Genomic DNA, 15,746 nt, shown 5'->3' with positions numbered 1-15,746 from the left:
TGTGAGGGTCGCCAAGAGCAAAGCAGAGAGGTCCGAGTAGAGATGCCCGTCGTCGTCGTCGAGTCCCCGGCCAAGGCCAAGACAATCAACAAGTATCTGGGATCCGACTACACGGTTCTGGCTTCTTACGGGCACGTCCGAGACCTGCCTCCGAAGGATGGATCGGTCGATACCGACCACGAATTCGAGATGAAATGGGAGGTCGCGAACGATTCGCGAAAGCACGTCGCGGCCATCGCCGAAGCGCTGAAAAGCGACGACACGCTGATCCTCGCCACCGACCCCGACCGTGAGGGAGAGGCGATTTCGTGGCACCTGAAGGAGGCGCTCACGAAGCGCCGCTCGATCAAGAAAACGACCCACGTCAGCCGCGTGACCTTCAATGCGATCACCAAGCAGGCCGTGACCGAGGCCATGCAGAACCCGCGCGACATCGATGCGCCCTTGGTGGAGGCCTACCTCGCCCGCCGCGCGCTGGACTACCTTGTGGGCTTCAACCTGTCGCCCGTGCTCTGGCGCAAGCTGCCGGGCGCGCGTTCGGCGGGGCGGGTGCAGTCGGTCTGCCTGCGGTTGATCGTGGAGCGGGAGATGGAGATCGAGGCTTTCAACCCACGCGAATACTGGCAGGTGAAGACGGCATTGGTCACCCCGCGCGGCCAGTCGTTCGAGGCACGTCTGGTCGGCCTCGCGGGCAAGAAGCTGGACCGCTATGACCTGGCCAATGTCACCGATGCGGAGATGGCGGTCAGCGCCATCGAGAAACGCGCGCTGAAGGTCACGAGCGTTGAGGCGAAACCCGCCGCGCGCAACCCGTCGGCGCCTTTCATGACCTCGACGCTCCAGCAGGAAGCGAGCCGCAAGTTCGGCATGGGGGCGAAGGCGACGATGAACGCGGCGCAGCGGCTGTATGAGGCCGGGCACATCACCTACATGCGGACCGACGGCATCGACATGGCACCCGAGGCCGTGCAGGCCTGCCGTGCCGCGATCAAGGACCGCTTTGGCGCGAAATACGTTCCCGATGCCCCGCGCGTCTACAAGAACAAGGCGAAGAACGCGCAGGAAGCGCACGAATGCATTCGCCCCACCGACATGACGAAGGACGCGGAGGCGCTGCGCTTGACGGATGCCGATCAGCGCCGCCTTTACGACCTGATCTGGAAGCGGACGCTCGCCTGCCAGATGGAAGCCGCGCGGCTGGAGCGGACGACGGTGGAGATCGGCTCGGACGACGGGCAGGTCGGGCTGCGCGCCACGGGGCAGGTGGTGCTTTTCGATGGGTTCATGGCAGTCTATGAGGAAGGCCGCGACGATGTTGTGGCGGATGACGACGACGGGCGTCTGCCGCAGATCATGAACGGCGAACCCGCGAAGTTTGACGGCGGCGCGATGAAAGCCGAACATGCCAAGCAGGTTGAAAAGACCGGAGCCACGAAGAACGCCGTGATGTCCGGGGACAGCGCGACACTGGCCACCCAGAGCTTTACCAATCCGCCGCCGCGTTACACGGAAGCGACGCTGGTCAAGAAGATGGAGGAACTGGGCATCGGGCGCCCCTCGACCTATGCCTCTGTCATCACTACGATTCAGGACCGTGAGTACGTCCGCAAGGAGCAGAACCGCCTGTTCCCCGAAGACAAGGGACGTATCGTCACGATCTTTCTGCTGAATTTCTTCAAGCGCTACGTGGAATACGATTTTACCGCCGCGCTGGAGGACGAACTGGATCAGGTGTCGGCTGGTGAGTCGGACTACAAGGAATTGCTCGCCCGATTCTGGCGCGATTTTTCCGCCGCCATCGCGGAAACCTCGGACCTGCGGATTTCCGAGGTTCTGGACGTGCTGGACGAAGCGCTGGCACCGCAGCTCTACCCGCCGCGCGAGGACGGATCGGACCCGCGCGTGTGCCCGAAATGCGGGCAGGGGCGGCTGCACCTGAAAACCTCGCGCACCGGAGGGTTTGTCGGTTGCGGCAATTATCCGGAATGCACCTACACCCGTCCTATCGCGGGCGAGGGCGCGGATGGCGAAGAGAAGCTGCTCGGCCACGACGAGGGCGACGAGATCTGGCTGAAGGCCGGACGCTTTGGGCCCTACGTTCAGCGCGGGGAGCCGACGCCGGAGAACAAGAAACCGCCGCGTGCCTCGTTGCCGAAGAAGGGCGGTGCCTACCTGCCCGGCTGGGAGCCGGAAGGCATGACGCTGGATAAGGCGCTGACGTTGCTGACCATGCCCCGCGAAATCGGGATGCACCCGGACGGTGGCGTGGTCAGTGCAAACTTGGGTCGCTTTGGCCCCTATATCATGCACCAGATGCCCGACGAAGAGAAACCGGTCTACGTCAACCTCAAGGAATTCCAGGAGGTTTTCGAGATCGGTATGAACCACGCGGTGGAATTGCTGGCTCAGAAGCGTGCCAATCCGGGGCGGGGACGTCAGGCGGTAAAGGCCCTGCGCGAGATGGGTGACCATCCCGATGGCGGGAAGATCCAGGTCATGGAGGGGCGTTATGGTCCCTACGTGAAGTGGGAGAAGGTCAACGCGACCTTGCCGAAGGACGTGGAACCGGCTGACCTGAGCATGGAACAGGCACTGGCGCTGATCGCGGAAAAGTCAAAGAAGAAACCGGCGAAGAAGGCGGCTGCCAAGAAGGCGGCTCCGAAGTCGACCACCGCCAAGAAGGCCCCGGCCAAGAAGAAGGCCTGAGTGGGCTCCTTTTGTGATCCAGCGGCGCGCGTTTGTGCGCGCACAGGTTAGCAGGCGCGGCCGCGCCTGCCGCTGAGGCCCTGCCACGGTATGCGCTCCGGAGTCTCCCGGCCTGGAAGAAGGCGACGGGTGTAGCGGATCTGCCGTTACATGCGCGCTGACGAATGTGTGATTCGTCAGCGGCGCGGAACGGAGGCATGCAGCGGTCATGGTATCGAGCAAAGAGGTTCGACAATGACCCAACTGACCCGACGCGGCCTGCTGATCGCCAGCGGCGCGGCGCTGATCGTTCCCGCCACGGCACGCGCGGCAGATATGCGGCGCAACGTTTCGAGTTTCGCCATGCAGGACTGGCGCGATCATTTTGACCAACTGGGCAAGGGCTGTATCGTCTGCGACACCGAAAGCCGCGCGCTGCATTACTGGTCGGCGGACGGTATCGACTACAGGGTCTACCCGACCTCCGTACCGAAGTCGGACGAACTGACGAAGCGCGGTTATACCGAAATCGTGCGCAAGCAGGTCGGCCCCACATGGACGCCGACCGCCAGCCAGATGGAACGCTTCCCGGACTGGCATCCGGTGGAGGGCGGCGCGCCGGACAACCCGCTTGGAAGCCACGCCATGTACCTCGGCTGGCCCGCCTACCTGATCCACGGCACGCATGACACGCGGAAGATCGGGCGCCGATCCTCGGACGGGTGCATCGGGCTGTACAACGAAATGATCGCCGAGTTGTTCGAAATCACTCCTGTCGGCACGCAGGTCCGCCTGATCTGAGCGAAACCCGGCGCATGGGTTTGACGCCCATGGCGCCGGTCTACCTTGTAGGATGCCTGCCCGTTTGGGGAGGGCATTTTACGAGGAGGGAAGAGAGATGATCCGTTTGCTGCCCTTGGCCATTCTGGCCGCCGCACCCTTTGCCGCCATGGCGGAAAGCCACATGCCCGCCGAGACCGCCAGCGCCGACATCCTCGGCGCAGAGGGCGACACGATTGGAGAGGCCACCCTGACGCAGGGGCCGAAGGGCGTCCTGCTGCACGTCCGGGTCGAGGGGCTCGCCCCCGGCAAACACGGGCTGCACCTGCACGCTACCGCCGTCTGCGATCCCGCCGAGGGGTTCAAGACTTCCGGTGGTCACGTGGGCAAGATCGAGGGCGGCCATGGTCTGCTGAACATGGACGGGCCGGAGGATGGCGACCTGCCCAATCTCTACGTCAACGCGGACGGCACGGGCGAGATGGAAGCCTATACCACCATGGTCACGGTGAAGGGACTGATGGATGAGGACGGCTCTGCGCTGGTGATCCACGAAGGTGGCGATGATGGCGTGACACAGCCTATCGGCGGCGCGGGCGCTCGCGTCGGCTGTGCTGCCATCGGGGGCTGAGACCGCTACCGGTCAGGGCGCTGGCATCGAGCAGAGCACGGTGTTGAACACAGCATGACATCAGAGAGAGGCCATCCCGCGCGCCGGGCATGGCCTCTTGGGTCGTGTGAACCGGACGGTCCGTTGACACCGTGCTGCGGAGCGGCGACAACCCCTGCCAGACACAACAGGAGGGGTGTTTCCATGAAAAAGGTATACGGTTCGGCAGCCGAGGCGCTGGACGGTCTGTTGACGGACGGCATGCTGATCGCCGCAGGGGGCTTTGGCCTTTGCGGTATTCCGGAACTGCTGATCGATGCCATCGTCGAAAGCGGCGTGAAAGACCTGACGGTTGCCTCGAACAACGCCGGGGTCGATGGCTTTGGGCTGGGCAAGCTCCTGGCGACCCGCCAGGTGAAGAAGATGATGTCCTCCTACGTCGGCGAGAACGCGGAATTCATGCGGCAATACCTCTCCGGCGAACTTGAGCTGGAGTTCAATCCGCAGGGCACGCTGGCGGAGCGTATGCGCGCAGGCGGCGCCGGCATCCCCGGCTTCTACACCAAGACCGGCGTCGGTACACAAATTGCCGAGGGCAAGGAAGTGAAAGCCTGGAACGGTCAGGACTACATCCTCGAGGAAGGCATCTTCGCCGACCTCGCCATCGTGAAGGCGTGGAAGGCCGATACCACCGGCAACTGCATCTTCCGCAAGACCGCGCGCAACTTCAACCCTCCGGCGGCGATGTGCGGCAAGGTCTGCGTGATGGAGGTCGAAGAGATTGTCGAGCCCGGCGAACTCGACCCGGATCACATCCACCTGCCCGGCATTTACGTGCACCGCCTGATCCAGGGCCAGCACGAAAAGCGGATCGAACAGCGGACTGTCCGCAAGCGTGAGGAGGCCTGAACCATGGCATGGGATCGCAATCAGATGGCGGCGCGGGCCGCGCAGGAACTCGAAGACGGCATGTACGTCAACCTTGGCATCGGCATCCCGACGCTGGTGGCCAACTACGTGGGTGACAAGGACATCACGCTGCAGTCCGAGAACGGGATGCTGGGCATGGGTCCGTTCCCTTTTGAAGGTGACGAGGACCCGGACCTGATCAACGCGGGCAAGCAGACCATCACGGAACTGCCGCGCACGGCCTATTTCGACAGCGCCATGTCCTTTGGCATGATCCGTGGCGGCAAGATCGCGGCGGCAATCCTCGGTGCCATGGAAGTCGCAGAGAACGGTGATCTGGCGAACTGGATGATCCCGGGCAAGCTGGTGAAGGGCATGGGCGGCGCCATGGACCTCGTTGCGGGCGTCGGCCGGGTGATCGTCGTGATGGACCACACCAACAAGCACGGCGACAGCAAGGTTTTGAAGGAATGCACGCTGCCGTTGACCGGCAAGGGCGTTGTGGACCGCATCATCACCAACCTCGGTGTGCTGGACGTGGTCGAAGGCGGCTTGAAAATCGTCGAGTGCGCCGATGGCGTGACCGAGGACGAATTGCGCGCGGCGACACAGGCGACCCTCGTCTGACGCGGCGCACAGCTCGAATTCAGACGGCGGCCCCTGGCGGGCCGCCGTTTTCCATTGGGCATTGCGTAAATCCACCTTGAAACCGGGCAGGCCGCGCTAGCTCCCCTCACGGTGTAGTCGCCGCAGTCAGGCGGGGGCGGATGGCATTCAAAAGCGCGGAGCAACCGGGCGGGGATGCGGACAGGACAAGTCAAAGGAGCCGCATGAGTCTCAGGACCGGGGGAATCCCTCTCCGGCAGGCCGTGGTTGCCTGCCTGCTTTCGATCATGCTGGGTCTGTTCGGACTGATGCCTGCCGCGGCGCAGACGCCAGGTCCGGTGACCACGGATCAGGCAAGCACAGGGCAGGGCACGGGGCAGGGGGGCGACGCCACCGCCGGGGTCGGCGCATTGACTACCGAACAGGCGCAGGCGCTGGCCGATCTGCTCCGGAACGACCAGACGCGTGCGGCGCTTGTCGATGCGTTGACCACGGTTGGCTCTGCGCCTGCGACGTTCGGTTCCGCCGATCCCGCGACCTCTGCCGCCATCACCCAGCCGGAGGATGTGTCGCTGACCCGTCGCGTGGCGCAGGCGACGCAAGGCGCGGCAGAAACCCTGGGCACGACGCTTACCGCCTTTTGGGGCCACCTCCTGCGCGCGCCCGAAACCTTGACCAGTGCGGCGCAGATCGATCCGCAAGTGATCTGGGATGCAATCCGGGAACTTGCGTTGGTGATCGTTGCCACGGTTGTCATCTACAACCTGCTGCGCTGGATCTCCAAACGGCTCTACCGTCGCATGGGGTCCGCCGCGAACGAACGCGGGCCGCTTCAGACCGGCTTCATCATTCTCGGATCGGTGTTGATCGACGCGGTGGTTGTCGTCGCCGCCTGGGGTGTGGGCTACCTGCTGGCGCTTCTGGTCTTCGGTTCAGTCGGGCAGATCGGCATTCGTCAGACGCTCTATCTGAATGCCTTCCTGATCGTGGAGATGGTAAAGATGGTGGTTCGCGCCATTCTCTCGCCCACGACGCCGGATCTGCGGCCGATCAACATCCCCGATCAGGGTGCGCGCCATCTCAACCGCTGGATTGCCTTCATCGCGAGCCTACTGGGCTACGGCCAGATGCTCGTGGTTCCGATTATCAACCAGAACGTCGATGTCATGACCGGGCGCGGCGTCTCCACGCTGATCTCGGTACTGGCCATTGTTATCGTGGCAATTCAGGTGATCCGGTACCGCCGCGAGGTGGCCGACTGGCTGCTGGGCTCGCGGCTGCACGACTGGGGCAGCGTCATCCGCTTTCTTGCGCGGAACTGGTACATGGCAGCGCTGGGCTACCTTTTCGTGCTGCTGGCGGTGGTCCTCGCGCGGCCGGGCGGTGTGCTGTTCCCGATGCTCTATGCCTCGGGCAAGGTGTTGGCGGCAATCGTCGTGGGCTTCATCGCCTCGAACATCGTCGGCCGCCTCATCATGCGCGGTGTCAAGGTTCCGCACGGCGTTTCAGAGCGTCTGCCGCTGCTGGAGCGCCGCCTCAACGCGTTTGTCCCGCGCATGCTGACTGTCTTCCGGCTCGCAATCTTTGCCGCGGTGGTCTTCTTCACGCTCAATACAATCGGCATCATCGACGCGCAGGGCTGGCTGGAAAGCCAGGTGGGCGTACAGCTTACCGCCACCATCGTGTCGATCTTTCTGATCCTCATCGTGTCGTTCCTTGTCTGGCTGGCGGTGAACTCCTGGGTCGACTTCCGTCTCAACCCGGACTTCGGCTCAGCTCCCACCGCGCGCGAAAGGACACTGCTTTCCTTGCTGCGCAACGCGGTGACCATTGTGCTGGTGGTCATCACGCTGATGTTCGTGCTCTCCGAAGTCGGGATCGACATCGCGCCGCTCATCGCCTCTGCCGGTGTACTGGGCCTTGCCATCGGTTTCGGCGCGCAGAAACTGGTGCAGGACATCATCACCGGTGTGTTCATCCAGCTGGAGAACGCGATGAACGTTGGCGACGTGGTGTCGGTCGGCGGCACCACCGGCACTGTGGAACGGCTGACCATCCGCTCCGTGTCGCTCAGGGACGTGCAGGGGGTGTTCCACATCATCCCCTTCAGCTCGGTCGACATGGTGTCGAACTACATGCGCGACTACGGGTTCTATGTCGCTGACATGGGCATCGCGTATCGCGAAAATGTCTCGGATGCGAAACAGGCCATGCTCGATGCCTTCGAGGAATTGCGCGCCAACCCGGAGTTCGCGCCCCACATCCTAGAGGACCTGCAGTGGTTCGGTCTGAACAGCTTCGGCGCCTCCGACGTGGTGGTGCGCGCGCGCATCAAGTGCGTGGCCGGCCAGCAATGGGGCGTGGGCCGGGCGTACAACGAGATCGTAAAGCGCATTTTCGATGAACGCGGCATCGAAATCCCCTTCCCGCATCAGACCATCTACTTCGGCGAAGATAAGCAGGGTCGCGCCCCCGCCGCCCCGGTCCGGCTGATGGGCGAAAGCGAGCGCCCGGCCGAGATCGAAGGAAAGGCCAACCCGCCGGCCGCTTCGCCGGACCCGGAGGTGACCCTCGATGATGGCGTGGCCGAGGGCGACGACGCACCGCGCTAGCACGCCAGGCACGCCAAGACGGGCGGGACTTCAGGTCCCGCCCGTCGTCGTGCCCGGTCGGACCTGGGCCCTGCTTCTTCGTGGTTGAAATATTCCCGTCGGAGGCACCCCGAGGTCAGGCCTTGCCTGACCGAGATACCCCTTGCGCCGCAGGCGCGCCCTTGAACAACGAAAAATGCGGCGCACCCGGAGATGCGCCGCCTCAAAAAGGAAGGGGGCAAGTTTCCGAAGAAACCTGCCCCCAGGATTTTGCGCCAAATGGGAGGAGAGGGCGCAAACCCGAACCCCAGCGCGCCGATGCGCGCTGCGGGAATTACTTCGCTGCTTCGGTGACCTTCTTGGCCGCAGCGGTCATCTCTTCCGAAGCCTTCTTGGCCGCGGAGGTCATGTCCTCGGAGATGTCCTTGCCGGCTGCCATCAGCAGTTCGACGGTGTCCATCTGCACTTTCTTCGCGATCTCTGCGAAGGCGGCCATGTTCTCGGCGGCGGTCTCTGCCTGTGCCGAAGCGAAGTCGGTCATCGCCTTGGCGTAGTCGGCCGGTTCGGACTTCGCGGTGGTCATCGCGGCCAGCTTGGACAGCGTGTCCTTGGTCCACGCAGCGGACAGCTCGGTCGACTTCTCGGCGGCTTCCAGAGCGACGGAGGACAGCTTCTCGTTCATCGTGGCGGTGGTCTTGAAGGCGTCTTCCATTGCCTTGGTGTCCACCGGGAACGCGCCCATCATCTCTTTCATCATCGCGGTGAAATCTTGCGTCTGTGCCATTTCCAAATTCCTCTTCAATCTCCGCTGCTCAGCGGGCCCACCCCGTATCTCTGCAGCTGCACTCAATATGCATGCTGCGGCGCAGCATTTCAAGGGTTTTTCTGCGCCGCAGCAAAGTGGGAGGCAAGTCATTGAATTTGTTTGGCCGCCTTGACCTTGACGTAAGTTCCGGGGGCTGGCGCGAGTGGTGGGTGGTCCGAATCGCCCGGAGCGCGAGCCGGAACCAGCTTGCCGGAACGCGTGGCCAGCCATGCTTCCCAATGGGGCCACCAGGACCCCTTGTGATGCTCGGCGCCCGCCTGCCAGTCGTCGAAGGCCAGCGACAGGTCGTCGTTCACGAAGTGGCCGTACTTGTCCTTTCCCGGCGGATTCACGATGCCCGCGATGTGGCCCGACTGGCCCAGCACGAATTCCTTAGCCTTCGATCCCATCATCTGGACACCACGATAGACATCGCGGGCGGCAGCGATGTGATCAGTCTCCGTCGCGATGGACATCAAGGGCACATCGACGTCCCGGACCGACAGTATCTCTCCCAGAAGTTCATAACGCCCCTCGGCGAATTCGTTGCGTTGGCACAGTGCGCGCAGATACTGCAAAAACATCTTGCCCGGCAGGTTCGCCCCGTCGCCGTTCCAGTAGAGCAGGTCGAAGGCGGGCGGGGTCTCGCCCATCATATAGCTCTTGATGGCAGGGCCATAGATCAGGTCGTTGGACCGCAGGAAAGAGAAGGTCCGCGCCATTAGGAAATGCGGCAGGATACCTTCCTGCGCGATCTCCTGCTCCAGCCCGTCGGCGAAATCCTCCTGCAGGAAGGGCGTAAACTCTCCCTGATCGGAGAAATCCGTCAGCGCGGTGAAGAAGGTTGCCGATTTCACCGACTTATCGCGGCGTTTCTTCATCAGCGACAGGGTTATCGACAGTGTCGTGCCTGCGATGCAGTAGCCTACCGCGTTGACCTGTGGCACCTTGCAGATGTCCTTGACCACCTCGATGGCCTTCAGGAATCCTTCCTCGACGTAGTCCTCCATGCCGACATCGCGGTACGACGCGTCGGGGTTCACCCAGGCGACGACAAACAGCGTGTAGCCCTGAGCCACGATCCAGCGGATCAGGGAGTTCTGCGGCTTGAGATCGAGGATGTAGAACTTGTTGATCCACGGCGGGAACAGCACGATGGGGGTTTCGTGCACCTCATCGGTGGTGGGCGAATACTGGATCAACTCCATCATCCGGTTGCGGTAGATGACCTCCCCCTTGGCCGTGGCGATATTGCCGCCGACTTCGAAGGCCGCTTCGTCCACCAGCCGGACGACCATCTCGCCGTTGTTGGCCTCGAGATCGGCGACGAGGTTTTCGAGGCCGCGCACGAGGCTCTCGCCCTCGGTTTCGACCGCGCGCATCAGGGCGTCGGGGTTGGTGGCGAGGAAGTTGGTCGGCGCGAACATGTCGATGATCTGCTGGCTGAAATAGCGCAGCCGCCGCTTTTCCACCGGATCTAGGTCGTCGATTGCCTCCACTGCCTCGCGGATGGCGTCGGCGTTGGTCAGATACTGTTCCTTGACGTAGTTGAAATAGGGGTTGGTCTCCCAGAGCGGGTTCTGGAACCGCTTGTCCTGCCGTTCCGAAGTCCTTTCCGGCATGGTCAGCTTGCCCGCGGCCAGCGCCTGCTGCGCCTCCATGAAGTTCGAAACCGTCTTGCCCCAGTATCCCACCTGCTGCTCGATCAGCTTGGCCGGGTTGGTCATCCATTCCTGCATGTAGGCCTGCGCGGCCTTGGTATAAAGCGTCGCATCCGGCCCGTTCAGGGCGTGGGGCGTGGGGCTTCGTTTCGTCAGCGCCTGTACCAGCCGCTGAGACAGTTCTTCGACCCGCTTCAGGTTCGCCTCGAGCTTTTCGTGGTTCTCCCCTGCGACAACCGAGTTTGTTGTCATTTAACATTTCCCCCCGTATGCTTCGCAGTTGCAGAAATAACGTCGCCGGGGTCGGGGGGCAAAGCGACGAATTGGCTCTGGTCCGATCACCCATAAACGGTGCAACGGCCCCATGATAATAGGAGTGGCTGTCATGCGCTACATGGCGACGTACGATCTGATGGAAGCGATGCGGAATACCAACCAGTGGTTGGGGGCGACCGCACGGACCATGGCGTCCTACCCCATCTTCTCCGCCATCCCGAACCCCGCGCTGCAGTGGGCAGCTGCCTGGGGCGAGGTCACGGAGCGCACCTTCGAGCGTATGGTGGTGAAGCCCGACTGGGGCATTCGCACCTTCACCTGCGAGGACGGCAAGGATCACCTCGTCGATATCCGCACCGTGGTGGAAAAGGATTTTGGCGACCTGATCCATTTCGACGTGACGGGCCGGGAGGAGCAGCCGCGCAAGATCCTGCTGGTAGCGCCGATGTCAGGCCACTACGCGACCCTGCTGCGCTCAACGGTCAAATCGCTGATCGTCAACTCCGAAGTCTATATCACCGACTGGCACAACGCCCGCGACATCCCGGTCTCGGCCGGCAAGTTCGACGTCGAGGATTACACCCTCTACCTCGCGGATTTCATGAAGTTCCTCGGCCCGGACGTGCACGTTATCGCCGTCTGCCAGCCCGCGCCGCTGACGCTGGCCGCCACGGCCTATCTGGCCGAGATCGAACCCGAGGCACAGCCCTGCACGCTGACCCTGATCGGCGGGCCGATCAACCCGGACGCCGTGCCGACCGACGTTACCGACTTCGGTGCGCGTGTCACCATGGGGCAGCTGGAGGAGACGATGATCCAGCGCGTCGGTTTCAAGTTCAAGGGCGTCGGCCGCATGGTCTATCCGGGCCTGCTACAGCTTGCCTCCTTCATGAGCATGAACGCAGACCGCCACGGCAAGGCCTTTCAGGACCAGATCATGCGCGTTTCGCGCGGAGAGGCCTCGGACCACGATGCGCACAACCGTTTCTATGATGAATACCTCGCGGTCATGGACATGCCGGCCGAATTCTACCTTTCGACGGTGGAGCGCATCTTCAAGAAGTGCGAAATCGCCAAGAATGAATTCGTGGTGAATGGCCACCGGGTCGACATCGGCAAGATCACCGATGTGGCGGTAAAGACGGTCGAGGGTGACAAGGACGACATCACCGCTCCGGGCCAGTGCATCGCTGCGCTCGATCTCTGCACAGGTCTGCCCGACGTCATGAAGGCCAGCCACGTCGAGCCGGGCGCCGGTCACTACGGCATCTTCGCGGGCAAGTCGTGGCGCAACAATATCCGGCCACTGGTGCTGGATTTCATCGACGCCAACTGCGACCGCAAGAACCGCCGCAAGACAGACAGCAACATCGTCAATCTGAACTGATCCGTCGGCCGGTAGGCGGCGAGGAAGGCGCATTTCATACGAAGTCGCGGACCGCAGGGCCCGCGATTTTTTTCTGGTCCGTGCGTATTTCGCGGCCACGCAAAATAACTCGCTTTTTGTTTGAAAGCTGTGCAGGCTCATCTCGGATTGCGCGACACAAGCGGCACGTGTGAACTCACCGTGGCGAACAGTGGCCAAGTTCCGCACCATGACACTGAAAAACAGGAGGCCGCTGCCATGACGACAGTGCCACGCTCGGGCGACCGGCGAATGTCGCTCACCACGAAAATCATGCTCGCCATGGGGCTGGGACTCGTTTTCGGCGTGATCTTCAATGCCCTCGACTCGGACGCGATCGACAAGCATCTGGTTGGTGGCCTCTTCCATATGGTCGGCCGCATGTTCGTGAACGCGCTGCAGATGCTGGTGGTGCCGCTTGTTTTCTTCTCGCTCATCTGTGGGGTCGCGGGCATCGGCGATGTCCGCATTCTCGGTCGCGTCGGCGGCAAGAGCTTTGGTCTCTATCTCGCGACCACGGCCACGGCCATTGCCGTGGCCATCCTGATCGCGCTGGTGGTCGCACCGGGGCAGGGCTTTGTCATGGAGGGCGTCGATACCTCGGGCGTGACTGGCAAGGACGCGCCCTCCGTCTGGGACACCTTCGCCAATGTCATCCCGCGCAATCCCGTCGCGGCCTTTGCCAGCGGCGAAATGTTGCAGATCATCTTCTACACCATCGTGCTGGGCGTCGCCGTTCTGATGATGGGCGAGCGGTCGAAACCCTTTGTCGAAGCCTGCGAATACATGAACGAGGTCATGATGAAGATCGTTCAGATCGTCATGTATTTCGCCCCCTACGGCGTCTTCTGTCTGATCGCGAAAACCTTTGCGGAGCAGGGGCTTGGCCTGTTTCTCCCGGTACTGACCTACGTACTGGTGCTGGTGGGTGCTCTGCTGCTGCACCTCTTCGGCACGCTGATGCTGTACCTGAAGCTCCTTTCCGGCCTCAGCCCCATCACCTTCATGAAGAAGATCCGCCCGGCGCAGGTCTTTGCCTTTTCCACCGCCTCCTCAAACGCCACCATCCCGGTCACATTGCGCTGCGTGACGGAGCGGATGGGGGTGAACAACTCCGTGGCGTCCTTCACGGTGCCCTTCGGCGCGACGATAAATATGGACGGCACAGCGATCATGCAGGGTGTCGCGACGGTGTTCCTGGCCAATGTCTACGGCATTGACCTCGGACTTGGCGGTTACATGACCGTCATTGCCATGGCGGTGCTGGCCTCGATCGGGACTGCGGGCGTACCCGGCGTGGGCCTCGTGATGCTGACCATGGTGCTGGGGCAGGTGGGTCTTCCGATCGAAGGCATCGCCCTGATCCTCGGCGTCGACCGGCTGATGGATATGATCCGCACGGCGGTGAACATCACCGGCGACGCGGTCGTCACGACCATCGTGGCCAAAGGCGAGGGCCAGATCGACATGGCCGTCTTCCAGAACCCGGATGCGGGGGTAATCTCGGACGAGGATCTGCATATCGACCCGGCGCAGGAAGCGATCCTGGCCCGCGCGGCCCACCGCCCGGCAAAGTGACGCAGCAAAGAAAACAGGCAGGGGCGCGGTCCGTTGTGGTGCTGCGCCCCTCTTTCATCTCAATGATGAGGCATAGGGTTTTGCCCGCGGTGCGCACAGGCGCCTCGGCGCGGGTTCAGAGCCCCTCGTAGGCCACCAGCGCGTGAACCTCCATACCCAGCCTCTCCAGCCGTTTGCGTCCGCCGAGGTCGGGCAAGTCGACAATGAAGGCGCAGCCGATCACCTCGCCGCCCAGCCGTTCGATCAGGGCGATGCCCGCTTCTGCCGTGCCGCCGGTGGCCAGAAGGTCGTCGACCAGCAGGATCTTCTCGCCCGGCTTGATGGCGTCGTCATGCACCTCCACTGTGGCCTCGCCGTATTCCAGCGTGTAGGACTGTTCAATCGTCCTGCCCGGCAGTTTGCCCTTCTTGCGAACCGGAACGAAGCCCGCCGACAACTGGTGCGCCACCGCGCCACCCAGGATGAAGCCGCGCGCCTCAAGGCCCACGACCTTGTCGAACCGCACACCCGCGTAGGGGTGCAGAAGCTGATCGATCGCCATGCGAAAGCCCCGTGGATCGGCAAACAGCGTGGTCACGTCGCGGAACATGACCCCTTCATGCGGAAAGTCGGGGATCGAACGGATGTAGTCCTTGATCTCGGGACGGGGCGACATGGCGGGCCTCCGGGAGGGCTGGTGTGGGCAAAGAAAAACCGCCCAGCCTGTAGCCTGCGGGCGGTCTCTGCGCAAGGCCGCGGTTCGCGGCCCGCCGGTCGGGGGGGGTCAGATCCGGCGGCGGCCGAAGTTGTAGAGCGTGCGTTTGATCCAGTTCAGTCGGGGACGGTTGCCGTCGAGGCGATCAGTCATGAAAAGCGAGCGGACGAGGAATGGTGTCATGGCGAACCCGTTTCTGTAAAGCTGTGCGATGTAATTTGTATATACAATGTAATAACAATCTTCTAATCCCGCAACGGAAAATCGTCACACGATTGCGCTCAGGACACTGGCGCCCGGATGGATCATGTCGAAATCGGACAAGAGCAAAAAAAAGGACGGCAAGGACGCGCAGCTTGTGCTGCGACTTGACCGTGAGGACCGCGACGCCTTCGTTGCGCTGTGCAAGGAACGCGATACCACCGCATCGCGTGAGGTTCGGCGCTTCATCCGGGCCTTCCTCGCCGGGGGAGGCGAACCTTAGGACGCGCTGCCCGCCCCGGCGTCGGACTGCTCTGGCGTCAGACCCGCCGGAGGGTGGCGGTCAGCGCCCCCATGCCGATCAGAGACGCGCCCCCTGCGCGCGTCAGCCAGGTCAGCGCGTCGGGCCGGGTGATCCAGCGCCGCAGCCGAGCGGCCGCCAGCGCATAGGTCAGCGCGTTCAGCGTCGCCAGCGTGACGAAGGTCGCGATCAGCACGGCGAACTGTGGCCAGAGTGCCGCATCGACATTCACGAACTGCGGCACGAAGGCCACGAAGAAGGCGATGCTCTTGGGGTTCAGGGCCGTGACGGTGGCATTGTGCAGGTAGACGCCGCGCGCTCTCACATCCGGGCTGTCAGGCAGGATCATGCCCTTCGCCGGTGCCGAGCGGACCAGCCGGATTCCCAGCCACACGAGATAGACCGCGCCTGCCCATTTCAGCAAGGTGAACAGCGTGGCGGAGGCGGCGACCAGTGCCCCCAACCCCGCCAGAGAGGCGGTCATGGCGATGAAATCCCCGGTCGCCACCCCGGCGGCGGAAGCGACGGCCACGGTGCGTCCCTTTGACAATGCGTAGGACAGAACCAGCAGGACAGTCGGTCCCGGGATCAGCAACAGCGCGGCAGAGGCGGCGACAAAGGTCGCCCATGTGGTCAAGTCCAAG

The 15,746-nt window shown here is 62.9% G+C and carries 13 protein-coding genes; 9 read left to right on the top strand and 4 right to left on the bottom strand.

Going from position 1 to position 15,746, the window contains the following annotated elements:
- Positions 1–42 precede the first annotated feature (42 nt).
- The 6 genes from topA (at position 43) to J5474_RS02265 (ending at position 8,202) form a co-directional block, all read left to right on the top strand.
- Positions 43–2,706: a type I DNA topoisomerase gene (topA, locus tag J5474_RS02290; RefSeq protein ID WP_209358910.1), complete on the top strand. Its 2,664-nt coding sequence runs from the start codon at positions 43–45 to the stop codon at positions 2,704–2,706.
- A gap of 234 nt (positions 2,707–2,940) precedes the next feature.
- Complete coding sequence (locus tag J5474_RS02285) at positions 2,941–3,486, top strand: L,D-transpeptidase (protein ID WP_209358908.1); 546 nt, start codon at positions 2,941–2,943, stop codon at positions 3,484–3,486.
- Positions 3,487–3,583: 97 nt separating this feature from the next.
- Positions 3,584–4,096: a superoxide dismutase family protein gene (locus J5474_RS02280; protein ID WP_209358906.1), complete on the top strand. Its 513-nt coding sequence runs from the start codon at positions 3,584–3,586 to the stop codon at positions 4,094–4,096.
- 183 nt (positions 4,097–4,279) lie between these two features.
- Positions 4,280–4,984: a CoA transferase subunit A gene (locus J5474_RS02275; RefSeq protein ID WP_209358904.1), complete on the top strand. Its 705-nt coding sequence runs from the start codon at positions 4,280–4,282 to the stop codon at positions 4,982–4,984.
- 3 nt (positions 4,985–4,987) lie between these two features.
- Entirely contained in the window at positions 4,988–5,611 is a 624-nt protein-coding gene (locus J5474_RS02270; protein ID WP_209358902.1) for a CoA transferase subunit B, read from the top strand.
- Positions 5,612–5,814: 203 nt separating this feature from the next.
- On the top strand, positions 5,815–8,202 hold the full coding sequence (locus J5474_RS02265; RefSeq protein WP_209358900.1) for a mechanosensitive ion channel domain-containing protein: 2,388 nt from the start codon (positions 5,815–5,817) through the stop codon (positions 8,200–8,202).
- A 313-nt stretch (positions 8,203–8,515) separates the two neighbouring features.
- Here J5474_RS02265 and J5474_RS02260 read toward each other — a convergent pair whose 3' ends face one another.
- Complete coding sequence (locus tag J5474_RS02260; protein WP_209358898.1) at positions 8,516–8,965, bottom strand: phasin family protein; 450 nt, start codon at positions 8,963–8,965, stop codon at positions 8,516–8,518.
- A gap of 128 nt (positions 8,966–9,093) precedes the next feature.
- The gene (locus tag J5474_RS02255) at positions 9,094–10,899 is read right to left on the bottom strand and encodes a PHA/PHB synthase family protein (RefSeq protein ID WP_209358896.1); all 1,806 of its coding nucleotides are present in this window, start codon (positions 10,897–10,899) and stop codon (positions 9,094–9,096) included.
- 133 nt (positions 10,900–11,032) lie between these two features.
- Here J5474_RS02255 and phaZ point away from each other — a divergent pair, with 133 nt between their 5' ends.
- On the top strand, positions 11,033–12,310 hold the full coding sequence (phaZ, locus tag J5474_RS02250) for a polyhydroxyalkanoate depolymerase (protein ID WP_209358894.1): 1,278 nt from the start codon (positions 11,033–11,035) through the stop codon (positions 12,308–12,310).
- A 237-nt stretch (positions 12,311–12,547) separates the two neighbouring features.
- A complete protein-coding gene (locus J5474_RS02245) occupies positions 12,548–13,906 on the top strand; it encodes a dicarboxylate/amino acid:cation symporter (RefSeq protein ID WP_209358892.1) in 1,359 nt (452 codons plus the stop codon).
- A gap of 115 nt (positions 13,907–14,021) precedes the next feature.
- Here the strand turns inward: J5474_RS02245 and J5474_RS02240 are convergent, their stop codons facing one another.
- Entirely contained in the window at positions 14,022–14,561 is a 540-nt protein-coding gene (locus J5474_RS02240; protein WP_209358889.1) for an adenine phosphoribosyltransferase, read from the bottom strand.
- A 346-nt stretch (positions 14,562–14,907) separates the two neighbouring features.
- On the opposite strand from J5474_RS02240, the gene J5474_RS02235 reads away from it, so the two are divergent.
- Positions 14,908–15,084, top strand: a complete 177-nt coding sequence (locus tag J5474_RS02235; RefSeq protein WP_209358887.1) for a hypothetical protein — start codon at positions 14,908–14,910, stop codon at positions 15,082–15,084.
- Between the two features lie 37 nt (positions 15,085–15,121).
- Here the strand turns inward: J5474_RS02235 and J5474_RS02230 are convergent, their stop codons facing one another.
- The gene (locus J5474_RS02230; protein ID WP_209358885.1) at positions 15,122–15,745 is read right to left on the bottom strand and encodes a LysE family translocator; all 624 of its coding nucleotides are present in this window, start codon (positions 15,743–15,745) and stop codon (positions 15,122–15,124) included.
- Position 15,746 lies beyond the last annotated feature (1 nt).

The sequence above is a fragment of the Sagittula salina genome (genome assembly GCF_017813235.1).
Lineage (GTDB): Bacteria > Pseudomonadota > Alphaproteobacteria > Rhodobacterales > Rhodobacteraceae > Sagittula > Sagittula salina.
Note: the sequence above shows the minus strand (reverse complement) of the source record. Positions and strands in the feature narration are given on the sequence as shown.